This window comes from Deferrisoma camini S3R1 (assembly GCF_000526155.1).
GTDB classification, from domain to species: Bacteria; Desulfobacterota; Deferrisomatia; order Deferrisomatales; family Deferrisomataceae; genus Deferrisoma; species Deferrisoma camini.
On the sequence record NZ_JAFN01000001.1, the window covers coordinates 2,170,170 to 2,194,073 of the forward strand.

A 23,904-nucleotide genomic window follows, 5' to 3' on the forward strand; every position below is an offset into this window, starting at 1 on the left:
TGAATTCTGAGACAGGCGGCCCTAACGGCCGAACAGCCGCTTCAGCCCCTGTTCGATCGCCTTCCTCCCCTCCGGGTCCAGGGGAAGCTTGTCCAACACCTTCTCCTCCACGGCCTTCCGGGCCTTCTTTTCCAGCACCTTGGCCCCCATCCGGGCCAGGGCCTCGGTGTCCAGGCCGTAGGACGGATCCTCCAGGGTGCCGGACAGCCGCAGGGGCACCCTGGACCACCCCTGCTCGTCCGTGAGGGCGTCGAGCACCTCGGCCCGTCGCAGCAGGCGGCCCGCGATCCGGCGGGGCACGGCCACCGCCACCCGCAGGTCCAACCTCTGGTCCACCAGCCCCAGGGTGCCGGTGGCCGTGGCCTGGGCGTCCGGGCCCCGAAGGACCAGGCTGCGCACGGTGCCCACCCCGCCCTGGGCCCCCGCGTCGAGCTTGAGGGTGTAGAAGTTCAGGGTCCGGAGCTCCTTGACCCGGAACAGGTCCGCGAACCGATCCACCAGGGGGTGGTTCAGGATCCTGCCGTCCCTGGCCTCGGCCCGGACGTCCGCCGTTAGGGCCTCCGGATCGCCGCCCCGGCCCGACACCCGGGCCGAGAGGGACAGGGTGCCGGTGACGGTGTTGGCCAGGCCGGGGCTGACGGCCGGCAACAGCTTGCCGAGCCGGGTGCCGTCCAGGCTCACCTCGGCCTCGAACGCCGGGCCGGACGCGGCCAGGTCCACGCCCACGGCCGCCGCAAGCTCGCCTTCGTACACGCCGGCCCGCAGCGGATCGATCCGGAGCTTTCCGCCCCTCAGCTCCACGTGGGCCTGGAACGGCTCCACCGCCAGCCCCCCGGCCTCCAGGCGTCCGATCTCCACGTCGCCCTTGGCCTCCACCGGCACCTCGGGCGGCGGCCCCTCGTTCGCTCCGGCGGCCGGGGCCCCGGCCGCAGTTCCCGCCGCCTCCTCGCTCGGGGGAAGGAGAGCCAGGAACGGGTCGGCCCCCAGCTCGGGCGAGGTCAGCCGAAACTCCACCCGGAACGGCTCGGCCCCGTACCGGGCCCGGCCCGTGAGGAAGAGGCGCTGGCCGGCCGCTTCGGCATCGAGCTTCGAGAGGTCCACCTCGGCCTTCGCAGGGTCCAGGGTCATCAAAAGGTCCACGGACAGGTCGGTTGGCTCGCCCGTCCGGCCCCCTCGGGCGAGCACCAGCCCCTTCACCCCTGCGGTGCCTTCCACCGCAAGGGCCGCACCGACCGTGCCCTTCACCCCAAGGTCCATCGAGAACACGCCGGCCGCGAACCGCACGCCCTCGCCTCCCATCAGGGGGGCCAGGGCCGGCAGGTCGAACCCGTCCACCCGGAGCCTCGCGTCCACCTGCCGGGTGGTCGGGTGGAGGGTGCCCTCCACGGAGAACCGTCCCTGCGTCGTCAGCGGCAGCTTGGCAGAAAGTGTGAACGGCACCGGCCGGTCCAGGGAGAACCCGCTCACCCGGCTCTCGACCTCGTCGAGCACGTAGGTGCGCGGCGGGTCGGCCGACTGGTCCTCGAACGCGATCCGGCCGCCCTCGGCGGAGAACAGCGCCACCGCCACGGCCACGGGCGTCGCCTCGGCCGGTCTCGGGGGCTGGGCCGGCGTTTCGGCCGGGGCCTTCCCCTCGGCCGGCTCCAGCAGGTCGTCGATGTCCAGGGTGCCGTCGGGCCGGCGCACCACGCGGATCCGCGGCCGCACGAGCCGTACCTCCTCCACCTCGATCTCCTTCCGAAGGAGGGACCACAGGTTCCAACGCACCCGGATGCGGTCGGCCGCCACCAGGGGCTCGGCCGCACCCTCGGCGCGCACGTCCAGTCCCTCCAGCTCGATGCCGGTGAGCCCGCCCCCGGCGTCCGCGATGCTCACCCGGCGGTGGAGGCGGGCCTCCAGGGGAGGGACCACCCATCCGAGGATCCGATCCTTGGTCAGGTAGAGCTTGAGGGCCACCGTGGCGGCGCCGCCCAGGACGACGAGGACGGCTCCGGTCCAGAGGAGCACCTTTCCCATCTTGCGCATGATCGGACTCCCGTATGACTTCGGTCGACGGTCGTTGGTCGTTGGTCGGCCTTCGGCCGGCTGGAAGGCTGGGAAGCCAGGAAGCTGGGAGGCTAGAAGGCTAAAAGTCCTATCCCCCCTAGCCCGCATTATTCATGAAGCCTTCTGCTGCAACCGCCGATTGCACGCCATCTCGGGGCGTGCTCGCGCCTCGGGGCTCGACGTACCGTCCAGTACGCCTGCACCCCTCGGCGCTGCGCTTGCCCCGATCTGACGCACACTCGACGGTTTCGCGACGAACGCTCATGAATAATGCGGGCTAGTTTCTCGTGTACCGTTTCGCAACAACATATGTGGATTACGGCGGTGGGGCTGGGGGCTCCAACGGAGCGCGACGGCCGAGCAGTCCGGGCCGCCCGGCGCCAGGGGAGCGGCCGCGGCGCGTGCTCTCACGCGCCGCAGCGGACCGCGCCGAGGCGGCCCCTGCGAGGCCGTTCAGCGAAGGAGGGGCCCCAGCCCCACCCCCTGGGAGAACCACGAGAGTTGGGAAACGCTACACTAGTCTCTGCCCCCCAAAGCTCTTGCAATCGGGCCCCAGGTGTGATTGACTATGCGCTTCCTTCGGTGGGCGAGTAGCTCAGCTGGATAGAGCGCAGGTCTCCGGAACCTGAGGCCGTGGGTTCGAATCCCGCCTCGCCCACCACGCATCGCCGCGCCGGCCCCTCTGGGGCCGGCGTTTTTTTCGTGCCCCCCTCACCCACCCTTGCCGATCCGGCCCCGGACGGCGGCGATCACCCGGTTGCGGTCGAACACGGGCGCGAGCAGCCGATCGCCCCGGGTGTCGCCCACGATCCGGTGGACCACCGTGGTCGGCGGCAGGCTCCGTAGGAAGCGGGCGGCCCGGTCCACGTACTCCGCCTCGGCCAGCACCCGAACCTCGCCACGGCGCCACAGCGCCTCCAGCGCCGTGCCCCGCACCACCGCGAGCTGGTGGAGCTTGACCCCGTCCACGCCCAGCCCGGCCAGGAACCCTGCGGTGCGCTCCTCGTCCTCCGGCCCCTCGCCGGGAAGCCCCAGGATCACGTGGGCGCACACCTTGAGCCCCCGGGCTCGGGCCCGGGCCGCGGCGTCGGCAAAGTCGGCCGCGGTGTGGCCCCGGCGAAGCAGCGCCAGGGTCGGATCGTGGGCCGACTGCAGCCCCAGCTCCAGCCACACCTCCCACCGGTCTGCATATCCGGCCAGGAGGTCCAGCACCGGGTCGGGCACGCAGTCGGGCCGGGTGCCCACGCAGAGTGCCACCACCTCGGAGAAGGGCAAGCAGGCGTCCCAGACCCGGCGGAGTACCTCGATGGGGGCATGGGTGTTGGTGTGGGGCTGGAAGTAGGCGGCCACCCGGGTCACGCCCCGGTCCCGCAGGCGCCCGATGCCCTCGGCCAGTTGGCGGGCCACCGGCCGGGGGTCGCCCGCGCTCGGTGAGAACGAGGCGGGGTCGCAGAACAGGCACCCTCCCCTTCCCACGGTGCCGTCCCGGTTCGGGCAGGAAAGCCCGGCGTCCAGGCTCACCCTCCGCACCGGCCCGCCGAACCGGGCTCGCCAATGGCGGCCGATGCCGGGATAGGGCTCAGACGGTCTTGCGCGCAAACGGATCGCCTCTGCGGGGGTGGCGGCCCCAAACGCCGCCGGGCATCAGGCGGCCAGGGGCTCGAGGGCTTCGCGGATCCCCTCGAGCCGGGGGATCAGATCCACCTTTTCTCCCCGGCGCCGGTCCACGGCCCGCTCCAGGGTGGAGAGGTCCTGCACGGCGGCCTGGGCCAGCTCCCGGTACGCCGCGATCCAGGCGTCGGCCAGGGCGTCCAGGTTCCGGCCCACCACCTGGTACTTGACCTGCTCGTTGTAGTGGAGCAGGTTCGACCGGGCCTCCTCCAGCAGGGTCTCCCGGACCGCCTCGGCCCAGTCGGCCAGCATTCCCTCGGCAAACCCCTTGCGCCCTCCCCGGCCCACCAGCCGCCGGGCCCAACCCGAGGCGGCCTTGCGGGTCCACTGGGCGGCCAGGGCCAGCATGCGGTCGGCCGGGTGCTCGCCCCCGGCGTAGGTGACGGCGCTGGGCAGGGGGATCACCCGCCGGCCGATCGAGGGGTCCAGCTCGGGCGGGGAGAACGGGGTGACCGGCAGGCCCAGCCGCTCGGCCTCCCGGTTGTAGGCCTCCACGTTACGGGTTAGCAGCTCGGCCGGGCCCCGGGCCGCCTCGCGCAGGGCCCCGCTGGCCTCGGCCCACACGGCGCGGATCGCCTCCACGGCCCTCGGGTTGAGCTCCTCCACCTTGAGCGCCTGGAACGAGGCCTTCATCTCCTGGAACACCCGGGCCATCTCCCGGTGGAATCGGCGCCGGTCCCCGCTCGTCTCCACCCGGGGCGCCGGGATCGCCCGGACCTTGTCCAGGAACGACAGGGCCAGGTCCCCGCCCGACGGATGGAACACCCGGTCCACCCGGCGAAACGCCTGCTCCCGCACCTCGGCGGCCGCGGCCTGGACCGCCTTCTCGAACGCGCCCAGGGAGGCCTCCACCTCCTGCCGGGCGCGGGCCAAGGTGTCCTGCTCGGCCTTCAGCCGGTCCGTCTCCTGCCGGGCCACGGCCAGGGCCGACTCCACCCGGGCCTTGAGGGCGCCGGCCGCCGAACGCAGCGCCGAGCGCACGGTCCGCTCCACCTCACGGGAGCGGCCCTCGGCCAGGGTCCGGAACACCCCGTCCCGGAACGACCCAAACCCGTCCAGGGCCTTGGCAGGGGACTCCTCCCACAGGGCGAGGAGCAGTTCCTCCTTGCGCTCCAGGGCTGCGCCGCCGGCCTGCCGGGCCGACAGGAGCCCCCGCAGGGCCGACACCACGGGGACCTCCACCTCACCGGCCAGAGGCGCGAGCTCGGCCGCGACCCGGTCGCGGATGTCGGCCAGGTCCTCGGCCGTGGGGTGCTCGCCCAGGTCGGCGTTGAGCACGAACCGGGTGGCGTCGAGGAGCCCCAGGGCCTTGATGTCGCGCACGAACCGCAGGTCCGCCTGCCGGATCCCCACCCGGCTCGACACCACATACAGAATGGCGTGGGCCCCCATCAGGTAGGCCTGCACCTTTTCCCGGTGGCGGGGGTTGGGGGAGTCGTACCCCTGGCAGTCCCCCAGCTCGGTGCCCGGCGGCAGGCCCGCGTCCGGCAGCTCCAGGACCAGGTCGTCCACGTACACGGCCAGGGCGTCGTCGCCGGCGAATTCCCGGTGTTCGGCGAACCGGTCCGACCCCAGCTCCAGGGTCCGGGGCTCCTCGGCCAGCCACGGCCGGATGCGTTCGTACCCGTCCAAATAGGCCCGCAGCAGCGCCACGTTGCGGTCGAAGCTCCCCCCCTCGGCCAGCACCCGCTCCCCCAAATCCGCCAGGGCGGCCCGGATGCGACGCCGGTCCGCGTCGGAGCGCAGGTCCAGGGAGCGGCCGTCGTGGCCGGCCGCCAGCAGGAGGGCCGCGTCCGTGATCTCGCGGTTCACCTCGGCCCATCCCTTCAACCGCAGGAAGGCCCGGGGCTCGGGCCCGGGCCGCACCCGGGTCACCAGCGAGGTGATGATGCCCGCGCCCCGCTTGAGGATGTCCTGCCCCACCAGGGCGTTCACCAGCGTGCTCTTGCCGCTCTTCACCGTGCCGGCCACGGCCACCCGCAGAACCCCGGCCGCCTCGAGCCCCTTCAGCCGCTCGATCCATGGATCCACGCCGGCGGCCTCGGGACCCACCAGCTCCCGGAAGGTCTCGAGCAGGAACACCATCGGTTGCAGCTCGTCCGATCCCTTCGTCACCTCACACCCCCGTGGCAAGGGCACGCGTTCGTTGTTTCCCAGGAACTTCGGTCTTCGGTCGACGGTCTACGGTCGTCGGTCTGGGGCCTTCGGCCATACCAGGAGTCAGAATTCAGAGGACAGTGGACAGGTGAACCCCCTGGGGGCCACATCCTGTCTTCTTCCAACTTCCAACAGGCTTTCGACCCGGCGGTCAGAGCCCGGGCGGCATGGGGTCTGCCGGAGAGCCGGGCGCGGCTCCTTGGCTCGCCGCGCAGCGCCTCTGGCGTCTGGGCCGCGAAATGGTACCCCTTGCACGCACCCGTGATGAAACCAACTCCCGTGTCTTGTGCCTGCGCGGCGAATCTCAACGCCTGGCTTCGCGCCCGGCCGGAGGTAGACCCCATGCCCCCGCACGAAACGCTCGGACCGAGACGTACACAAAGTCTGTACCCCGCAAACAGGCTGCCTCGCGGCCTACCCGAGCTGAATTCTGGCCCGGCAGTCAAGGCCCGGAGGCATGGGGCTTGGTGGAGCGCCGGGCGATGCGCCCCGAAACCGCGGCGGCGCATCGTACCGGCGGGCCAGGGGGGTGTCAACGCGGCCCAGGCCGCCGGGCGGGCGAACCGGGTTTCGTTTCCTTTAGTCTGGCTCAAGTTCTTTAGCCTTGCTGAAGGCGACCGGGAGTTGCTACCCTGAGACGATGTTTGTCGTGGCCTCATTCACCCATCATTCCAGCAAAGGAGGAGTCCATGGGCAGGTACGAAGAACTCTACCGAAGGAGCCTCGAAGACCCTGCCGGGTTCTGGGCGGAGGCGGCCGAGCAGATCTCGTGGACCAAGAAGTGGGACCGCGTGCTCGACGACTCCAACCCGCCCTTCTACCGGTGGTTCGTGGGCGGGGAGCTCAACACCTGTTACAACGCCGTGGACCGGCACGTGGAGGCCGGCCGGGGCGACCAGGTGGCCATCATCTACGACAGCCCGGTGACGGACCAGATCCAGAAGATCACCTACCGGGAGCTCCAGGACCGGGTGGCCCGGTTCGCCGGGGTGCTGCGGGGGCTCGGCGTGGAAAAGGGCGACACCGTCATCATCTACATGCCCATGGTGCCCCAGGCGGCCGTGGCCATGCTGGCCTGCGCCCGGCTCGGGGCGATCCACTCGGTGGTGTTCGGCGGGTTCGCCCCCAACGAGCTGGCCCTGCGCATCGACGACGCCAAGCCCAAGGTGATCGTGTCGGCCTCGTGCGGCATCGAGGTCACCCGGGTCATCGAGTACAAGCCCATGCTCGACAAGGCGATCGAGCTGGCCCAGCACAAGCCGGACAAGTGCGTGATCCTGGCACGGCCCCAGGCCAAGGCCGAGCTCACCCCGGGCCGCGACCACGACTGGGACGAGCTGATGGCCCAGGCCGAGCCAGCCGAGTGCGTGCCCGTGGCCGCCACCGACCCCTTGTACATCCTGTACACCTCGGGGACCACCGGCATGCCCAAGGGCATCGTGCGCGACAACGGCGGCCACGCCGTGGCCCTGCGGTGGAGCATGGAGTACATCTACGACACCAAGCCGGGCGAGGTGTACTGGGCCGCCTCGGACGTGGGCTGGGTGGTGGGCCACTCGTACATCGTGTACGGGCCCCTGTTCACGGGCTGCACCACCATCCTGTACGAGGGCAAGCCCGTGGGCACCCCGGACCCGGGCGCCTTCTGGCGGGTCATCAGCCAGCACGGGGTCAAGGTGCTGTTCACGGCGCCCACGGCCTTCCGGGCCATCAAGAAGGAGGACCCCAACGGCGAGTACTTCAAGAAGTACGACCTGTCCAACTTCAAGTACCTGTTCCTGGCCGGTGAGCGGCTCGATCCTGACACCTACCACTGGGCGTCGGACCTGCTGCAGCGCCCCGTGATCGACCACTGGTGGCAGACCGAGACCGGCTGGCCCATCGCGGCGAACTGCGCCGGGATCGAGCTGATGCCGATCAAGCCCGGCTCGCCCACCAAGGCCGTGCCCGGCTACGACGTGCAGATCGTGGACGACGCGGGCAAGGAGCTCGGGCCCAACCAGGAGGGCATCGTGGTGGTCAAGCTGCCCCTGCCCCCGGGCACGCTGCCGACCCTCTGGCAGAACGACGAGCGGTTCCGCCAGTCCTACACCGACCCCTTCCCCGGGTACTACTTCACGGGTGACGGCGGCTACAAGGACGAGGACGGATACCTCTACATCATGGGCCGGGTGGACGACGTGATCAACGTGGCCGGCCACCGGCTGTCCACCGGGGCCATGGAGGAGGTGATCGCCACCCACCCGGCCGTGGCCGAGTGCGCCGTGATCGGGGTGGCCGACAACCTGAAGGGCCAGGTGCCCGTGGGGTTCGTGGTGCTGAAGGCCGGCGCCGAGGTGGACCCGGACCGGCTCAAGGCGGACCTGGTGCAGATGATCCGCCAGCAGATCGGACCGATCGCCTGCTACAAGGAGACCATGATCGTCAAGCGGCTGCCCAAGACCCGGTCGGGCAAGATCCTGCGGGGCACCATGCGCAAGATCGCCGACGGCGAGAAGTACCGGGTGCCGTCCACCATCGACGATCCGGCCATCCTGGGCGAGATCGAGGAGGCCCTGAAGACCGTGGGCTACGCCAAGTAACCCCTCGGCATCCCGCAAAAGCGAAGGCCGCTTCCGGCAGGAGAGCCGGAAGCGGCCTTTTTGTGCGGATTCACGGGGCGCCGCCCCGTTTCCGGCAGAGCGGCCGGCCCGCAGCCTACTCCTCCGCCGCGGCCGGCTCCTCCTTGGGGGCCTCCTCCTGCTGGCCCTCCAGGGTCACCCGCCGGCTGCCCAGGGCCGACAGCTCGGCCATGACCTCTTCGTCCGTGAGCTCGGACCGGCGGGGCTTCACGAGCGGCTCGTAGTGGGTGCCGTCGTCGTGGATCTCGATGCCCACCCGCCGGTATTGGGGCGTGCCCGTGCCCGCCGGGATCAGCCGGCCCATGATCACGTTCTCCTTGAGACCCCGCAGGTAGTCCACCCGGCCCTCGATGGCCGCCTGGGTCAGCACCTTGGTGGTCTCCTGGAAGCTCGCGGCCGAGATGAAGCTCTCGGTGGACAGGCTGGCCTTGGTGATCCCCAGCAGAACCGGCACGCCGATCGCCGGCCGGCCGCCCTTCTCAAGGACCTTGCGGTTCTCCTCCTCGAACACCCGGCGCTCCACCTGCTCCTTCAGCAGGAAGTCCGTGTCGCCCACGTCGGTGACCTCGACGCGCTTGAGCATCTGCCGGACGATCACCTCGATGTGCTTGTCGTTGATGTCCACGCCCTGGAGCCGGTACACCTCCTGGATCTCGTCCACCAGGTACTTCATCAGGTTCTTCTCGCCCAGGACCTTGAGCACCTCGTGGGGGTTGGTGGCCCCCTCCATCAGGGGGTCGCCGGCCCGGACGAAGTCGCCCTCGCGCACGGAGATGTGACGGCCCTTGGGGATCAGGTACTCCTTGGGCTCGCCCACCTCGGGGGTGACGATCAGCCGCCGCTTGCCCCGCAGGTCCTTGCCGAAGCTCACGGTGCCGTCGATCTCGGAGATCACGGCCGCGTCCTTGGGCTTGCGGGCCTCGAACAACTCGTCCACCCGGGGCAGACCGCCCGTGATGTCCTTGGTCTTGGTGGTCTCCCGCGGGATCTTGGCGATCACGTCGCCGGCGTGGACCTCGTCCCCCTCCTGCACCAGGATGTTGGCGCCCACGGGCAGCAGGTACCGGCCCACGGTCTCGCCGGTCTCGAGGCTCTTGATCGACACCCGCGGCTGGTACTCGCCGCCCCGGGCCTCGATGATCACCCGACGAGACAGGCCGGTGACCTCGTCCACCTGCTCCTTCATGGTCACGCCGTCGAGGATGTCGCCGAACTTCACCCGGCCTGCGGTCTCGGTGAGGATCGGGTTCGTGTAGGGGTCCCACTCGGCCACCCGCTGGCCCGACTCCACCTGGCCGCCGTCCCCCACCAGCAGGTGAGCGCCGTACACCACCGGGTAGCGCTCCCGCTCCCGGCCCTGGTCGTCCACCAGCACGATCTCGCCGTTGCGGCTCATGACCACCAGGGTGCCGTCCGCCTTGGTCACGGTCTTCATGTTCCGGAACCGCACCGTTCCGCCATGACGGACCTCGAGGGTGGACTGCTCCACCCGCTTCGACGCCGTGCCGCCGATGTGGAACGTGCGCATGGTGAGCTGGGTGCCCGGCTCGCCGATGGACTGGGCCGCGATGATGCCCACGGCCTCGCCGATGTTCACCTTGCGGCCCCGGGCCAGGTCGCGACCGTAACACTCCACGCACAGACCGGTCTGGGTCTGGCAGGTCAGGACGCTGCGGATCATCACTTTCTCGATGCCTGCGTCCTCCACCTTGGCGGCCAGCTCCTCGGTGATCTCGCCGTTGGCCGGCACGATCACCTCGCCGGTGTAGGGGTCGCGGATGTCCAGGAGCGCCGTGCGGCCCAGGATCCGGTCCCGGAGCCGCTCGACCACCTCGCCGCCCTCCACCAGGGCCGTGACCTCGATGCCGTCCAGGGTGCCGCAGTCCTGCTCGGTGATGACCACGTCCTGGGCCACGTCCACCAGCCGCCGGGTCAGGTACCCGGAGTTGGCGGTCTTGAGCGCCGTGTCCGCCAGGCCCTTCCGGGCGCCGTGGGTCGAGATGAAGTACTGCAGAACCGTCAGGCCCTCCCGGAAGTTGGCGGTGATCGGGGTCTCGATGATCTCGCCCGAGGGCTTGGCCATGAGGCCCCGCATCCCGGCCAGCTGCCGCATCTGGTTCATGGAGCCCCGGGCGCCCGAGTCGGCCATGATGTAGATCGAGTTGAGCTCGTTCGAGTCCGCGTAGGCCGAGCCGTTACCCGAGAACTCGAGCTCCTTCATCATCTCCTGGGCCACGGCGTCGGCCGCGTTGGACCAGATGTCCACCACCTTGTTGTACCGCTCGCCGTCCGTGATGACGCCGTCCTCGAACTGGCGCTGGATCTCGGCCACCTCGGCAAAGGCCTGGTCCAGAATCTCCTTCTTGGCGGCCGGCACCTTCATGTCGTGGATGCCGATGGACAGCCCCGACCGGGTGGCCATGCGGTAGCCCAGGTTCTTGAGCTGGTCGGCGAAGATCACCGTGGCCTTGCCCCCGGCCAGCCGGAACGCCTGGTCGATCAAGCCGGCCAGGCTGCCCTTCTTCATGGTTTGGTTGACCTCGGAGAACGGGATCTCCTTGGGCACGATCTCGTACAGGATGACCCGGCCCGGGGTTGTCTCCACCCGCTCGCCGTCGATGCGCACCTGGATCTTCGCCTGCAGGTCCACCGCGCCCTGGTCGTAGGCCCGCCGCACCTCCGCGGGGCTCGCGAAGACCATGCCCTCCCCCTTGCGGCCCTCCCGGGCCAGGGTGAGGTAGTAGATGCCCAGCACGATGTCCTGGCTCGGCACGATGATCGGCTTGCCGTGGGCCGGGCTCAGGATGTTGTTGGTGCTCATCATGAGCACCCGAGACTCGATCTGGGCCTCCACCGTGAGGGGCACGTGCACGGCCATCTGGTCGCCGTCGAAGTCCGCGTTGTAGGCGGTGCACACCAGGGGGTGGAGCCGGATCGCCTTGCCCTCGATCAGCTTGGGCTCGAAGGCCTGGATGCCCAGCCGGTGGAGGGTGGGGGCCCGGTTCAGGAGCACCGGGTGCTCCTGGGTCACCTCCTCCAGGATGTCCCAGACCACCTCCTCCTGGCGCTCCACCATCTTCTTGGCGCTCTTGATGGTGGTGGCCAGGCCCCGCTCCTCGAGCTTGTTGAAGATGAACGGCTTGAACAGCTCCAGCGCCATGATCTTGGGCAGGCCGCACTGGTGGAGCTTGAGCTCCGGCCCCACCACGATCACGCTCCGGCCCGAGTAGTCCACCCGTTTGCCGAGCAGGTTCTGCCGGAAACGGCCCTGCTTGCCCTTGAGCATGTCCGACAGGCTCTTGAGGGGCCGCCGGTTCGGGCCGGTGATGGTGCGGCCCCGGCGGCCGTTGTCGAACAGGGCGTCCACGGCTTCCTGGAGCATGCGCTTCTCGTTCTTGACGATGATGTCGGGCGCCTTGAGCTCCAGGAGCCGCTTCAGGCGGTTGTTCCGATTGATGACCCGGCGGTACAGGTCATTGAGGTCGCTGGTGGCGAACCGGCCGCCCTCCAGGGGCACCAGGGGCCTCAGGTCCGGCGGCAGAACCGGGATCACCTCGAGGATCATGTCCTCGGGCCGGTTGCCGGAGTTCTTGAAGGCGTTCACCACCTTGAGGCGCTTGGCGTACTTCTTGCGCTTGGCCTTGCTGGTGGCCTCGAGCATCTCGGTGCGCAGCTCGTGGGCCAGCTTGGGCACGTCGATGGCCTGGAGCAGCCGGCGGATCGCCTCGGCGCCCATGCCCGCCTCGAACTCGGCGCCGTAGTCGATGACGGCCTGGCGGTACTGCTCCTCCGTCAGGAGCTCGCCCTGCTTGAGCGGGGTGGTGCCCGGGTCGATGACGATGTAGGCCTCGTAGTAGAGCACCCGCTCCACGTCCTTGAGCTTCAGGCCCAGCACCGCGCCGATGCGCGACGGCAGGCTCCGCAGGAACCACACGTGGGCCACCGGGGTGGCCAGCTCGATATGGCCCATGCGCTCGCGCCGCACCGAGGAGCGGATCACCTCGACGCCGCACTTCTCGCACACCACGCCGCGGTGCTTCATGCGCTTGTACTTGCCGCAGTTGCACTCGTAGTCCTTCACCGGCCCGAAGATCTTGGCGCAGAACAGGCCGTCGGACTCCGGCTTGAAGGTCCGGTAGTTGATGGTCTCCGGCTTCTTCACCTCGCCGTGGGACCACTCCCGGATACGCTCGGGACCGGCGATGGAAAGGCGCACCGCGTTGAAGCTCAACGGGTCCTTGGGCTGGTCGAACAGGCTGTCAATCGTGCGCAAGGCTCAAGACCTCCTTCGAGGGTTTGGCACGGCGAGAAGCGGACGTCAGACGCTCTCTTCCTCTTCCAAGAGCTCCACGTTGAGCCCGAGGGCCTGCATCTCCTTCACCAGCACGTTGAACGATTCGGGGAGCCCGGGCTCGAGCACGGGCTTGCCCTTGACGATGGCCTCGTAGATGCGGGTCCGGCCGGCCACGTCGTCGGACTTGACCGTGAGCATCTCCTGCAGGGTGTGGGCCGCTCCGTAGGCCTCCAGCGCCCACACCTCCATCTCGCCCAGACGCTGGCCGCCGAACTGGGCCTTTCCGCCCAGGGGCTGCTGGGTGACCAGGCTGTAGGGCCCGATCGAGCGGGCGTGGATCTTGTCGTCCACCAGGTGGTGGAGCTTCAGCATGTACATGGTGCCCACGGTGATCTTCTGATCGAACGGCTCCCCGGTCTTCCCGTCGTACAGGGTGGCTTGGCCCGTTCGGGGCAGGCCCGCTTTCTCCAGCAGGGACCAGATCTCGTCCTCGGAGGCGCCGTCGAACACGGGGCTCTCCATGTACACCCCTTCGGCGGCGGCCTGCCGGGCCATGTCCAGGATCACCTCGTCCGAGGCCCGGTCCAGCAGCTCCTGGCTCTCGGGGTCGGGGAACAGGTCCTTCAGCCGCTCCCGCAGGGCCTCGGGGGAGTACTGCGTGTCCAGCACCCTCTGGATCTGCTCGCCCAGGCCCCGGGCGGCCCACCCCAGATGGGTCTCCAGCACCTGCCCCACGTTCATCCGCGACGGCACGCCCAGGGGGTTCAGAATGATGTCCACCGGCGTGCCGTCCTCCAGGTAGGGCATGTCCTCCACCGGCACGATGGTGGAGATGACGCCCTTGTTCCCGTGGCGGCCCGCCATCTTGTCGCCCACCGACAGCCGGCGCTTGATGGCCACGTACACCTTGACCATCTTGATCACGCCCGGGGGAAGGTCGTCGCCCTCCTCCAGCCGCGACACCCGCTCCTCGAACCGCTTGCGCACGGCCGCCACCTGCTGGTCGAGCTTCTCCATCAGGTCGTAGATCCGGTCCTCCTTCTCCGGCGCGTCCGCCAGCGGCATCTCGCCCCAGGCGTCCCGGGGCACCCGGTCCAGGAGCTCGTCGGTGATCGTCTCGCCCTCGGCGATCACCACGTTGCCCTCCAGGTCCACGATGTCCATGGCGGCGGTCTCGCCCACCAGGAGCTCGCGGATCGCCGCGAAGGTGGCGCTGCGCAGGATGGCGATCTCGTCCTCCATGTCCTTGCGCAGCCGCTCGGCCTCACGCTCCTCCACGGTCTCCTCGCCGTCCTCGCCGCCCTTGCGGCTGAACACCTTGGCGTCCACCACGATGCCCTCGACCCCCGGGGGCACCCGCAGGCTCGTGTCCTTCACGTCGCCCGCCTTCTCCCCGAAGATCGCCCGGAGCAGCTTCTCCTCCGGGGTGAGCTGGGTCTCGCCCTTGGGGGTCACCTTGCCCACCAGGATGTCGCCCGGCCGCACCTCGGCGCCGATGCGCACGATGCCGGTCTCGTCGAGGTCCTTGAGCTTCCGGTCCCCCACGTTGGGGATGTCGCAGGTGATCTCTTCCTTACCCAGTTTGGTGTCCCGGGCCACGCACTCGAACTCCTCGATGTGGATCGAGGTGAACGCGTCGCGCTGGATCAACCGCTCGGACACGATGATGGAGTCCTCGAAGTTGTACCCGCCCCAGCTCATGAACGCCACGAGCACGTTCTGGCCCAGGGCCAGCTCCCCCTTGGCCGTGGCCGGGCCGTCGGCCAGGATGTCGCCGGCCCGCACCCGGTCGCCGGCCCGCACGATGGGCCTCTGGTTCAGGCAGGTGTTCTGGTTGGAGCGCTGGAACTTGGTCAGGGTGTACACGTCCACCCCGGACCGGAGCTGGCCGTCCACCTCCTCCTCGTAGCGCACCACGATCCGGGCCGCGTCCACGCTCTGGACCACCCCGTCCCGGCGGCACACCACCGTGACCCCCGAGTCCCGGGCCACCACCCGCTCCATGCCGGTGCCCACCAGGGGTGCCTGGGTGCGCAGCAGCGGCACGGCCTGGCGCTGCATGTTCGAGCCCATCAGGGCCCGGTTGGCGTCGTCGTGCTCCAGGAACGGGATCAGCGAGGCCGCCACGCTCACCAGCTGCTTGGGCGAGACGTCCATCAGGTCCACCTCGGAGGGCGACACCAGCACGGTCTCGCCGTTGCGGCGGGCGTTGACGATCTCGTTGGTGAACCGGCCCTCCTCGTCCAGGGGCGCGTTGGCCTGGGCGATGGTGTGCTCCTCCTCGTCCAGGGCGGTCAGGTACAGGATCTCGTCGGTGACCCGGCCGTCCACCACCTTCCGGTACGGGGTCTCGATGAACCCGAACTCGTTCACCCGGGCGTAGATCGACAGGCTCACGATCAGGCCGATGTTCGGCCCCTCCGGGGTCTCGATGGGGCAGATCCGGCCGTAGTGGGTGGGGTGCACGTCGCGCACCTCGAACCCCGCCCGCTCCCGCGTGAGCCCGCCGGGGCCCAAAGCGCTCAGGCGCCGCTTGTGGGTGGTCTCGGACAGGGGGTTGGTCTGGTCCATGAACTGGCTGAGCTGCCCCGATCCGAAAAACTCCTTGACCACCGCCGTGACCGGCTTGGAGTTCACCAGGTCGTGGGGCATGAACGACTCCACCTCGCCCAGGGCCATCCGCTCCTTCACGGCCCGCTCCATCCGGACCAGGCCCACCCGGTAGCGGTTCTCCAGCAGCTCGCCCACCGAGCGCACCCGCCGGTTGCCCAGGTGATCGATATCGTCGGTCTTGCCCTGGCCGTTGCGCAGGCCCACCAGGTAGCGCACCACCGCGAGGATGTCCTCCCGGGTCAGGGTCTGCTGGTCCACCGGGGCGTCGAGCCGGAGCTTGTGGTTGAGTTTGATCCGGCCCACGTCCGACAGCTCGTAGCGCTCGGGATTGAAGAACAGGTTCTCGAAGAACTTGGTGGCCGTGTCCAGGGTGGGCGGATCCCCCGGCCGCATGCGCCGGTAGATCTCGATGATGGCCTCCTCCGAGTCCCGCACCCGGTCGTCCATCAGGGTGTTGCGGATGTAGGGGCCCACCTTGAGGTTGTCGATGAACAGGATCGAGAACTCCCGGATGCCCCGTTCCCGGAACCGCTCCAGCAGCTCGGGGGTGATCATCTCGCCGGCCCGGGCGATCACCTCCTCGGTCTCGGGGTCGGTCACCGTCTGGCCCAGGTAGCTCTCCTCCATGGCCTCCAGGTCCACGGGCAGGAACTCCGCCCCCAACTTCTTGAGCTTGCGCAGGGCCGCCTTGCCGATCTTGCGCTGCTTGCGCACGATCACCGCGCCCGATTCGGGGTCCACCATGTCCTCGGTGGCGCGGCTCTCGGGCAGCAGGTCGAGCCGCAGCTCCTTCTCGGCCTTGCCCGTCTCCCAGTCCACCCGGATCCGGACCTTGTCGTAGAACAGGTCCAGGATCTCCTCGTGGCTGTAGCCCAGGGCCTTCAGCAGGACCGTGGCGTGGAGCTTGCGCCGCCGGTCGATCCGCACGAACACCAGGTCCTTGTGGTTGAACTCGAAGTCGAGCCACGACCCCCGGTACGGGATCACCCGGGCCGAGTACAGGAACTTGCCGCTCGCGTGCTTCTTGCCCTCGTCGTGACTGAAGAACACTCCGGGCGACCGGTGGAGCTGGTTCACGATGACCCGCTCGGTCCCGTTGATGATGAACGTGCCGTTCTCGGTCATCATCGGGATCTCGCCGAAGTACACCTCCTGCTCCTTCACGTCCCGGATGCTGCGGGTGCCCGTGGCCTCGTCCACGTCCCACACCACCAGCCGCACCGTGATCTTGAGCGGCCGGGCGTAGGTCATGCCCCGCTGCAGGCACTCCTTCACCGAGTGGCCCGGCTCACCCAGCTCGTACTTCACGAACTCCAGCGACGCCGTCTCCGCGAAGTCCTTGATGGGAAACACGCTCTGGAACACCCGCTGCAAGCCCACGTTGCGCCGCTCCTCGGGCGGCACGTCGGCCTGGAGGAACCGGGCGTAGGACTCCCTCTGGACCTCGATCAGGTTGGGAATCCCGACCACGGTCTCGATCTTGTTGAACTTCCGGCGGAGCCTTTGGTTGTCGGCCACGGAATACGCCATGGGGTTCCGTCTCCTTCGCACGGCAGGATGGTTCACAGGCATCGCGCCCGCTTTTGGCCCGGGGCAGGAGGTGTGGATGCGAGAACAGGGGGCAGGTCAAAAACGAAACGGGGCACGCGGAGGGCACACGCCCCCCGCGCGCCCCCAATGGGGGTCCACAGGGTACGACCGTTTGCGACGCTCGCCCTTAGGCGATCTCGACCTTGCCCCCAACTTCCTCGATCTTCTTCTGGATTTCCTCGGCCTCGTCCTTGCTCACGCCCTCCTTCACCACGGAGGGGGCGCTGTCCACCAGGGCCTTGGCCTCCTTCAGCCCCAGGCCCGTGATGGCCCGGATCACCTTGATCACCTGGATCTTCTGGCTGCCCGCCTCGGTCAGCTTCACGTCGAACTCGGTCTTCTCCTCGGCGGCCGGGGCGGCCTCGCCGCCGGCCATGCCCGGCATGGCGGCCACGGCCACGGGCGCGGCGGCGCTCACGCCGAACTTCTCCTCGAGCTCCTTCACGAGCTCGGAGAGCTCGAGCACGGTCATGTTCTCGATGAACTGGATCACGTCTTCCTTGGTGATGGCCATCGGGTACTTCCTCCACTTCTCGGGTTGATTGGAATGGGGTGAACCGCCGCCTCAGGCGGCCTCTTTCTGCTGCTGGATCTGGCTGAGCACCTGCACGAACCCGCGCGGTACGCCCGAGAGCACGCCCAGGAGCCCCCGGATCGGCCCGGCCATGACGCCCACGAGCTGGCCGAGGAGCTGCTCCCGGCTCGGCAGCTTGGACAGGGCCTCCACCTCGGCCGCGGTGATCGCCTTGCCCGGCAACCCCCCGCACCGGATGGTGAGCGCGGGGTTGTCCTTGGCGAACTCGGTCACCGCCTTGGCCAGGGCCACCGGGTCCTCGAAGGTGAAGCTCACCGCGGTGGGCCCCACGAACGCGTCCCGCAGCCCCTCGTAGGGGGTGCCCTCGACCGCCAGGCGGGCCAGGGTGTTCTTGACCACCTTGTGCTGGGCCCCTTCCTTCTCCAGGCTCCGGCGCAGGGTGTTGGCCTGGGCCACGGTGAGTCCGCGAAACTCGCTGACCACCACGCCCTGGGCCTTCTCGAACATCTCCTTGAGTTGCTGGACGGCTTCCTGCTTCTGTGTTTTGTTCACGTTTCCCTCGACCCCCTTTCTCTCAACAGCGGTTGCGGTGGACGGTCTCCCATCTTCCGGCCGTGATGGAGAGGGGGCCCTTCACCCCATCCCTCCGAGAAGCCGACTCGGCAGGAGATTAAGCCCCCGGGGGGGGCGCCTGCGGTCTTCGTACGGCCTGGAAGGCGTTGGACTTCGGTCGCCGGTCGTCGGTCGTCGGTCGCCGTGGTCCACGGCTCGCGCCGACCGCCCAACGATTCACGATTTACGATTTACGACCCACGGCCCCTACGCCCGAAATTGAGCCGGGTCGATCTTCATGCCGGGGCCCATGGTGGTCGACAGGGCCACGCCCCGGATGTACGCGCCCTTGGCCGAGGCCGGCTTGGCCCGGATCAGGCTCTCGATCACCGCAGACACGTTCTCCTTGATCTTCTCCGGGTCGAACGAGCGCCGGCCCACCGGCACGTGGACGATGCCGTACTTGTCCACCCGGTACTCGACCCGGCCGGCCTTGAGCTCCTTGACCGCCTGGGCCACGTCGAAGGTGACCGTGCCGCTCTTCGGGTTGGGCATCAAACCCCGGGGGCCCAGGATCCGCCCCAGCCGGCCCACCACGCCCATCATGTCGGGCGTGGCCACGGCCTTGTCGAACTCCAGCCACCCGCCCTGGATCTTCTCGGCCAGGTCCTCGGCGCCCACGTGGTCGGCGCCGGCCTCCTCGGCCTCCTTGGCCTTGTCGCCCTTGGCGAACACGAGCACCCGCACGCTCTTGCCGGTGCCGTGGGGCAGCACCACGGTGCCCCGCACCATCTGGTCGGCGTGGGCCGGGTTCACGCCCAGCTTCACGGCCAGGTCCACGCTCTCGTCGAACTTCGCCCACGAGACCTCGGGCAGCAGGGCCAGGGCCTCGTCCAGGGTGTAGAGCTTCAGCCGGTCCACCTTGGACCGGGCCTCCAGGTACTTCTTTCCTTTGCGAGCCATGGGATCCTCCTCCGTCGCCGCTAGTCCACGACCTCGAGGCCCATGCTGCGGGCCGCACCCTCGATGGTGCGGATCGCGGCCTCGATGTCGGTGGTGTTCAGGTCGGGCATCTTCTGCTCCGCGATTTTGCGGACCTGCTCACGGGTCACCTTACCCACCTTCTTCTTGTTGGGTTCCCCGGAGCCCTTCTCGATGCCCGCCGCCATCTTCAGCAACACGGCGGCCGGAGGGGTCTTCGTGATGAACGTGAAGGACCGGTCGGCGTACACGGTGATCTCCACCGGCGTGATGATGCCGTTGCCGTCCTTCGTCTTGGCGTTGAACGCCTTGCAGAACTCCATGATGTTGACCCCGTGCTGGCCCAGCGCCGGCCCCACGGGGGGGGACGGGTTCGCCTGGCCGGCCGGGATCTGCAGCTTGATGATCGCTGCGACCTTCTTCGCCATGGTGTCAGCTCCTTTCCAGAGGTGTGGCGGGGCCCCGGCGGCCCCGTCCTAGCGGCCCCCCTCCCGGGGGAGGCCTCCCTCAGGTCTTCTCCACCTGGAAAAACTCCAGCTCCACCGGTGTGGACCGGCCGAAGATGCTCACGAGCACCCGGAGTTTCCCCTTGTCGGGATTCACGTCCTCCACCACGCCGGTGAAGTTCGAGAACGGCCCGTCGATCACCTTCACCTGCTCCCCCCGGCTGAACTCGTACTTGGGCTTCGGATGAGCCCGGCCCTCCTCCATCTGGCCGATGATCTTCTCGACCTCCTCGTCGGAGATGGGTGTGGGCTTCACCCCGCCCCCCACGAACCCGGAGACCTTGGGGGTGTTCTTCACCAGGTACCACGCGTCCGTGTCCATCTCCATCTGGACCAGGATGTACCCCGGGAAGAACTTGCGCGAGGTCGTGCGCTTCTCGCCCTTCACCACCTCGACCACCTTCTCCGAGGGCACCAGGATCTGGCCGAACCGGTCCTCCATCCCGTGCTCGCGGATGCGCTGCTCCAGCGCCGCCTTCACACGGTTCTCGTAACCGGAGTAGGTCTGCACCACGTACCACTGCTTGGCCATTTTCCGCTGCCCTGCGATTCGGTGTGAGGATGAGAGGAGGGGAAGGGACGTCCGGCGCCCGGTCGGCCGGCGTCGGGGAGGGGGTTCAGCTCAACACGAGCCGGAACAGCTGATTCAACAGGGCGTCCACCAGCCCCAGGTAAATCCCCACCACGAACGTCACGACCAAGACCACCACGGTCGAAGCGGTGGTGACCTTCCGGTCGGGCCAGGTCACCTTTTTGATCTCGACCTTCGCCTCCCGAAGGAAGGTCCGCAGCTTCTCGATCATCCGAAACCCCAAGAAAAAAGAAAGTGGCAGGCCAGGAGGGATTCGAACCCCCAACCCCCGGATTTGGAGTCCGGTGCTCTACCAGTTCGAGCTACTGGCCTGCACGACGAAACGCGATGGACGACCGGGCTACTTGGTCTCTCGGTGGACCGTGTGCCGGTTGCAGAACCGGCAGTACTTCTTCTTCTCGAGCTTGCCGGTCGTCTTCTTCTTGTTCTTGTCGGTGTGGTAGTTGCGCTGCTTGCACTCGGTGCAAGCCAGGATCACGGCGTCTCTCATCGGTTCGGGGCTCCGCCAACTACTCGAGGATCTTCGTCACGACGCCGGCGCCCACCGTGCGGCCACCCTCACGGATCGCGAACCGCAAACCCTCCTCCATCGCGATCGGCGTGATCAGGTTCACCGTGATCCGCACGTTGTCCCCAGGCATCACCATCTCCACCCCCTCCGGCAACGTCACCGTCCCCGTCACGTCCGTCGTCCGAAAGTAAAACTGCGGACGATACCCGTTGAAAAACGGCGTGTGCCGTCCCCCCTCCTCCTTCGTCAGCACGTACACCTCCCCCTCGAAGTTCCGGTGCGGCGTGATCGACCCAGGCTTCGCCAACACCTGACCTCGCTCCACCTCGTCCCGCTTCACCCCCCGAAGCAGCACCCCGATGTTGTCCCCCGCCTCCCCCTCGTCCAGGATCTTCCGGAACATCTCGATCCCGGTCACCACCGTCTTCTCCGTCGGACGGATCCCCACGATCTCCACCTCGTCCTGCAGCCGCACCACCCCTCGCTCCACCCGGCCCGTCGCCACCGTCCCACGGCCCGAGATCGAAAACACGTCCTCCACAGGCATCAGAAACGGCTTGTCCTTGTCACGCACCGGCTCCGGCACGTACTCGTCCACCGCGTCCATCAGCTCGAAGATCGCCTTGCAGTTCTCGCACTCCCGGTTCCCGCACCCGCACTCCAGCGCCTTCAAAGCGCTCCCCCGGATCACCGGCACGTCGTCCCCCGGAAACTCGTACTGGCTCAACAGCTCCCGTACCTCCAGCTCCACCAGGTCCAGCAGCTCCGGGTCGTCCACCATGTCGCACTTGTTCATGAACACCACCAGGTACGGCACGTTCACCTGGCGCGCCAAAAGCACGTGCTCCCGCGTCTGCGGCATCGGCCCGTCCGCCGCGCTCACCACCAGGATCGCCCCGTCCATCTGCGCCGCGCCCGTGATCATGTTCTTCACGTAGTCCGCGTGCCCCGGGCAGTCCACGTGCGCGTAGTGCCGCTTGCCCGTCTCGTACTCCACGTGCGCCGTGGCGATCGTGATCCCCCGCTCCCGCTCCTCCGGAGCCTTGTCGATCTCGTCGAACGCCGTGTACTGGGCCAGCCCCTCGTTCGCCAGCACCCGCGTGATCGCCGCCGTCAACGTGGTCTTCCCGTGGTCCACGTGCCCGATCGTCCCTATGTTCACGTGCGGTTTCGTTCTCTCGAACTTTTCCTTGGCCATGGCGGTCTCTCCTCGTCGATGGCTCCCGAAAGTCAGACAAACAAAAACCGCCCGACCACGGCGGGGCGGGCCGGGGGATTGGGTTCAAGAACTGGAGCCCACGACCGGACTTGAACCGGTGACCTCTTCCTTACCAAGGAAGTGCTCCACCGCCTGAGCTACGTGGGCCCGTGAACCGCAATCTATAAAGGTTGGAGCGGGAGACGGGTCTCGAACCCGCGACCCTCAGCTTGGAAGGCTGATGCTCTAGCCAACTGAGCTACTCCCGCTACCGGGCGGAAGAAAGTGGTGGTGGGGGGAGGATTCGAACCTCCGAAGGCGTCGCCGGCAGATTTACAGTCTGCTCCCTTTGACCACTCGGGAACCCCACCACGAAATCGCCTCGATCTCTCTACTGGAGCTGGCGGTGGGACTCGAACCCGCAACCTGCTGATTACAAGTCAGCCGCTCTGCCAGTTGAGCTACGCCAGCCGGAAACCGCAGGAGTCCACGCCCCCGCGAAGGAACGGGGATGCTAGACCAACGGCCGGAACGTGTCAAGGGGGGGTGTGCTCTTTTTCCCGCTCCTTTCTCACCAGGGCCAGGGCCTCGTTGCGGGTGGCCACCTCGCCCCGGGCCTCGGCCTCGGCCACCGCCCGGAGCAGACGCCCCACCTCCGGCCCGGGGGGGACCCCCAGCTCGACCAGATCCCTACCCCGCAGCAGCGGCGGGATCTCCCGATGATCGCGCTTGCGCCAGTACAGGTCCAGCACCTCGGCCGCGGTGCGCTCCACCGCCTCCCGGGCCGGCGGCGCGGGGCCGGTGGCCCGCTCGTCCGCCACCGACAGGAGCACCGCCTCGGGGGTCTCGGCCCGCAGATCCCGAAGGTAGCGCAGCCGGGCCCGCTCGGTGGGCGGGTGTTGCCGCGAGAGCTGGAACAGCCGCAGGTGGGCCGCCACGGCCCGCTGGGCCGCGCCCCGGGCCCGGCGCCCCACCCGCAGGCCGGCCAGGATGCCCCGGAGTAGGTGTCCGCCGCGGGTCTCGTGGCCGGTGAACCGACGGCGGTTGCCGTCCTGGGAGGCACACTCGGGCTTGGCCAGGTCGTGGAGGCAGGCGGCGAACACCAGCAGGGCCCGGCGGGTGATCCCCGCCTCCAGCTCCTCGGCCAGGTGCTCCCGCAGGCGGTCGGGCCGGGGCATCCACTCCTCCCCCTCCGCCAGCCGCTCGGCCTCCTCGGCCGTGCGCAGGGCGTGCTCCCACAGATCGTAAGCGTGGTAGTCGCCCTGGTCGAACCCTCGCCAGTCCCCGACGAACGGGAACAGGACCTCCAGCACCCCGTGGGCGGCCATGAGACGCAGGCCCCGGCTCCCCCCGACCAGCCCCAGGCAGGCGAACAGCTCCGTGCGGATCCGCTCCGGGGCCACCCGGCCCAGCCCCGGCGCGGCCCGGGCCAGGGACTGCTCCAAGCCCGGGTCGATCTCCAGGCCCAGCCCAACGGCCAGCCGGTAGGCCCTGAGAACCCGCACCGGGTCCTCCTCCAGGGCGTCGGCACGGCACGGCCGCAGCCGGCGCTCCGCCAGGTCCCGGAGCCCCCCCAGGGGATCCACCAGGCCGCGGTCTTCGCCCAGCGTCCAGGCCACGGCGTTCACGGTGAAGTCCCGCCCCGCCAGGTCTTCGGCCAGGGTGGGGGCCCGGAGGGGAGCCAGGTCCACGGTCACCCCGCCCGGCAGGGCCACCCGCCACACTCCCCTGCCCTCGTCCAGGGGGAACGCGGTGCCCTCCCCCAGCCGCGCCACCTCGAAGGCGGCCCGGGCCGCCTCCCCCGGGAAGGCCAGGTCCAGGTCGGGCGGATCCGGCCGTCCCAGGGCCAGATCCCGCACCGTCCCGCCCACCAGCCACGCGGTTTGCACCCCGGCCCGGGCCAGGGCCTCACGCACGGTGCGGGCCCGGGCCGAGCGCTCCCACGCCTCGAGCCGGGACAGCAGCGCCCCAACTTCTTCCCGGACGCCCCCCGGAATGGTGTATACTTCTGCGTTTTCTGGGTTGCGTTTGCCCATG

At 68.9% G+C, this 23,904-nt stretch carries 15 protein-coding genes and 6 tRNA genes; 2 read left to right on the forward strand and 19 right to left on the reverse strand.

The genetic code is table 11. The annotated features are described in order from the left end of the window. Window positions 1-21 precede the first annotated feature (21 nt). Complete coding sequence (locus tag DEFCA_RS0109500) at window positions 22-2,025, reverse strand: DUF748 domain-containing protein (protein WP_025322794.1); 2,004 nt, start codon at window positions 2,023-2,025, stop codon at window positions 22-24. A 605-nt stretch (window positions 2,026-2,630) separates the two neighbouring features. Here DEFCA_RS0109500 and DEFCA_RS0109505 point away from each other — a divergent pair. After that, a tRNA-Arg gene (locus DEFCA_RS0109505) sits at window positions 2,631-2,707 on the forward strand. Between the two features lie 50 nt (window positions 2,708-2,757). Here DEFCA_RS0109505 and DEFCA_RS0109510 read toward each other — a convergent pair. Continuing rightward, on the reverse strand, window positions 2,758-3,645 hold the full coding sequence (locus DEFCA_RS0109510; protein WP_281173757.1) for a TIGR01212 family radical SAM protein: 888 nt from the start codon (window positions 3,643-3,645) through the stop codon (window positions 2,758-2,760). 45 nt (window positions 3,646-3,690) lie between these two features. Beyond that, window positions 3,691-5,832, reverse strand: a complete 2,142-nt coding sequence (locus tag DEFCA_RS0109515) for a dynamin family protein (RefSeq protein ID WP_169709528.1) — start codon at window positions 5,830-5,832, stop codon at window positions 3,691-3,693. Between the two features lie 731 nt (window positions 5,833-6,563). Between DEFCA_RS0109515 and DEFCA_RS0109520 the strand changes: the two genes are divergently transcribed. After that, complete coding sequence (locus DEFCA_RS0109520) at window positions 6,564-8,456, forward strand: propionyl-CoA synthetase (RefSeq protein ID WP_025322796.1); 1,893 nt, start codon at window positions 6,564-6,566, stop codon at window positions 8,454-8,456. A gap of 115 nt (window positions 8,457-8,571) precedes the next feature. Here DEFCA_RS0109520 and rpoC read toward each other — a convergent pair whose 3' ends face one another. From rpoC to DEFCA_RS0109600, 16 genes are all read right to left on the reverse strand, one after another. After that, complete coding sequence (rpoC, locus tag DEFCA_RS0109525; RefSeq protein ID WP_025322797.1) at window positions 8,572-12,768, reverse strand: DNA-directed RNA polymerase subunit beta'; 4,197 nt, start codon at window positions 12,766-12,768, stop codon at window positions 8,572-8,574. A 45-nt stretch (window positions 12,769-12,813) separates the two neighbouring features. Then, window positions 12,814-16,932, reverse strand: a complete 4,119-nt coding sequence (rpoB, locus tag DEFCA_RS0109530; RefSeq protein WP_025322798.1) for a DNA-directed RNA polymerase subunit beta — start codon at window positions 16,930-16,932, stop codon at window positions 12,814-12,816. 187 nt (window positions 16,933-17,119) lie between these two features. Then, a complete protein-coding gene (rplL, locus tag DEFCA_RS0109535) occupies window positions 17,120-17,506 on the reverse strand; it encodes a 50S ribosomal protein L7/L12 (RefSeq protein ID WP_025322799.1) in 387 nt (128 codons plus the stop codon). 51 nt (window positions 17,507-17,557) lie between these two features. Next, on the reverse strand, window positions 17,558-18,079 hold the full coding sequence (rplJ, locus tag DEFCA_RS0109540; protein ID WP_025322800.1) for a 50S ribosomal protein L10: 522 nt from the start codon (window positions 18,077-18,079) through the stop codon (window positions 17,558-17,560). Window positions 18,080-18,346: 267 nt separating this feature from the next. Beyond that, window positions 18,347-19,042 (reverse strand): 50S ribosomal protein L1, encoded by a 696-nt coding sequence (gene rplA / locus DEFCA_RS0109545; RefSeq protein ID WP_025322801.1) that lies wholly within the window; start codon window positions 19,040-19,042, stop codon window positions 18,347-18,349. 20 nt (window positions 19,043-19,062) lie between these two features. Beyond that, a complete protein-coding gene (gene rplK / locus DEFCA_RS0109550; protein WP_025322802.1) occupies window positions 19,063-19,488 on the reverse strand; it encodes a 50S ribosomal protein L11 in 426 nt (141 codons plus the stop codon). 79 nt (window positions 19,489-19,567) lie between these two features. Continuing rightward, complete coding sequence (gene nusG / locus DEFCA_RS0109555) at window positions 19,568-20,098, reverse strand: transcription termination/antitermination protein NusG (RefSeq protein ID WP_025322803.1); 531 nt, start codon at window positions 20,096-20,098, stop codon at window positions 19,568-19,570. A gap of 85 nt (window positions 20,099-20,183) precedes the next feature. Continuing rightward, window positions 20,184-20,369 carry a preprotein translocase subunit SecE gene (gene secE, locus DEFCA_RS0109560; RefSeq protein ID WP_025322804.1) on the reverse strand — a complete coding sequence of 62 codons (186 nt, stop codon included), beginning with the start codon at window positions 20,367-20,369 and terminating at the stop codon, window positions 20,184-20,186. Between the two features lie 24 nt (window positions 20,370-20,393). Next, window positions 20,394-20,470 (reverse strand) — tRNA-Trp (locus tag DEFCA_RS0109565). 28 nt (window positions 20,471-20,498) lie between these two features. Continuing rightward, a complete protein-coding gene (rpmG, locus tag DEFCA_RS0109570; protein WP_025322805.1) occupies window positions 20,499-20,648 on the reverse strand; it encodes a 50S ribosomal protein L33 in 150 nt (49 codons plus the stop codon). A gap of 19 nt (window positions 20,649-20,667) precedes the next feature. Then, window positions 20,668-21,867, reverse strand: coding sequence for an elongation factor Tu (gene tuf, locus DEFCA_RS0109575; protein WP_025322806.1), 1,200 nt, complete (start codon window positions 21,865-21,867; stop codon window positions 20,668-20,670). Between the two features lie 92 nt (window positions 21,868-21,959). After that, window positions 21,960-22,035, reverse strand: a tRNA-Thr gene (locus tag DEFCA_RS0109580). A gap of 24 nt (window positions 22,036-22,059) precedes the next feature. Beyond that, window positions 22,060-22,136, reverse strand: a tRNA-Gly gene (locus DEFCA_RS0109585). A gap of 17 nt (window positions 22,137-22,153) precedes the next feature. Next, a tRNA-Tyr gene (locus tag DEFCA_RS0109590) sits at window positions 22,154-22,238 on the reverse strand. 24 nt (window positions 22,239-22,262) lie between these two features. Further along, a tRNA-Thr gene (locus DEFCA_RS0109595) sits at window positions 22,263-22,338 on the reverse strand. Window positions 22,339-22,403: 65 nt separating this feature from the next. Beyond that, complete coding sequence (locus DEFCA_RS0109600; protein ID WP_025322807.1) at window positions 22,404-23,903, reverse strand: HD domain-containing protein; 1,500 nt, start codon at window positions 23,901-23,903, stop codon at window positions 22,404-22,406. Between the last annotated feature and the right edge of the window lies 1 nt (window position 23,904).

What these genes read in the sequence shown, in the direction of transcription:
- DEFCA_RS0109500 (WP_025322794.1), bottom strand. Translation starts at nt 2,025, where the DNA reads ATGCGCAAGATGGGAAAGGTGCTCCTCTGGACCGGAGCCGTCCTCGTC.
- DEFCA_RS0109520 (WP_025322796.1), top strand. Translation starts at nt 6,564, where the DNA reads ATGGGCAGGTACGAAGAACTCTACCGAAGGAGCCTCGAAGACCCTGCC.
- rpoB (WP_025322798.1), bottom strand. Translation starts at nt 16,932, where the DNA reads ATGGCGTATTCCGTGGCCGACAACCAAAGGCTCCGCCGGAAGTTCAAC.
- rplL (WP_025322799.1), bottom strand. Translation starts at nt 17,506, where the DNA reads ATGGCCATCACCAAGGAAGACGTGATCCAGTTCATCGAGAACATGACC.
- rplA (WP_025322801.1), bottom strand. Translation starts at nt 19,042, where the DNA reads ATGGCTCGCAAAGGAAAGAAGTACCTGGAGGCCCGGTCCAAGGTGGAC.
- rplK (WP_025322802.1), bottom strand. Translation starts at nt 19,488, where the DNA reads ATGGCGAAGAAGGTCGCAGCGATCATCAAGCTGCAGATCCCGGCCGGC.
- nusG (WP_025322803.1), bottom strand. Translation starts at nt 20,098, where the DNA reads ATGGCCAAGCAGTGGTACGTGGTGCAGACCTACTCCGGTTACGAGAAC.
- secE (WP_025322804.1), bottom strand. Translation starts at nt 20,369, where the DNA reads ATGATCGAGAAGCTGCGGACCTTCCTTCGGGAGGCGAAGGTCGAGATC.
- rpmG (WP_025322805.1), bottom strand. Translation starts at nt 20,648, where the DNA reads ATGAGAGACGCCGTGATCCTGGCTTGCACCGAGTGCAAGCAGCGCAAC.
- tuf (WP_025322806.1), bottom strand. Translation starts at nt 21,867, where the DNA reads ATGGCCAAGGAAAAGTTCGAGAGAACGAAACCGCACGTGAACATAGGG.
- DEFCA_RS0109600 (WP_025322807.1), bottom strand. Translation starts at nt 23,903, where the DNA reads ATGGGCAAACGCAACCCAGAAAACGCAGAAGTATACACCATTCCGGGG.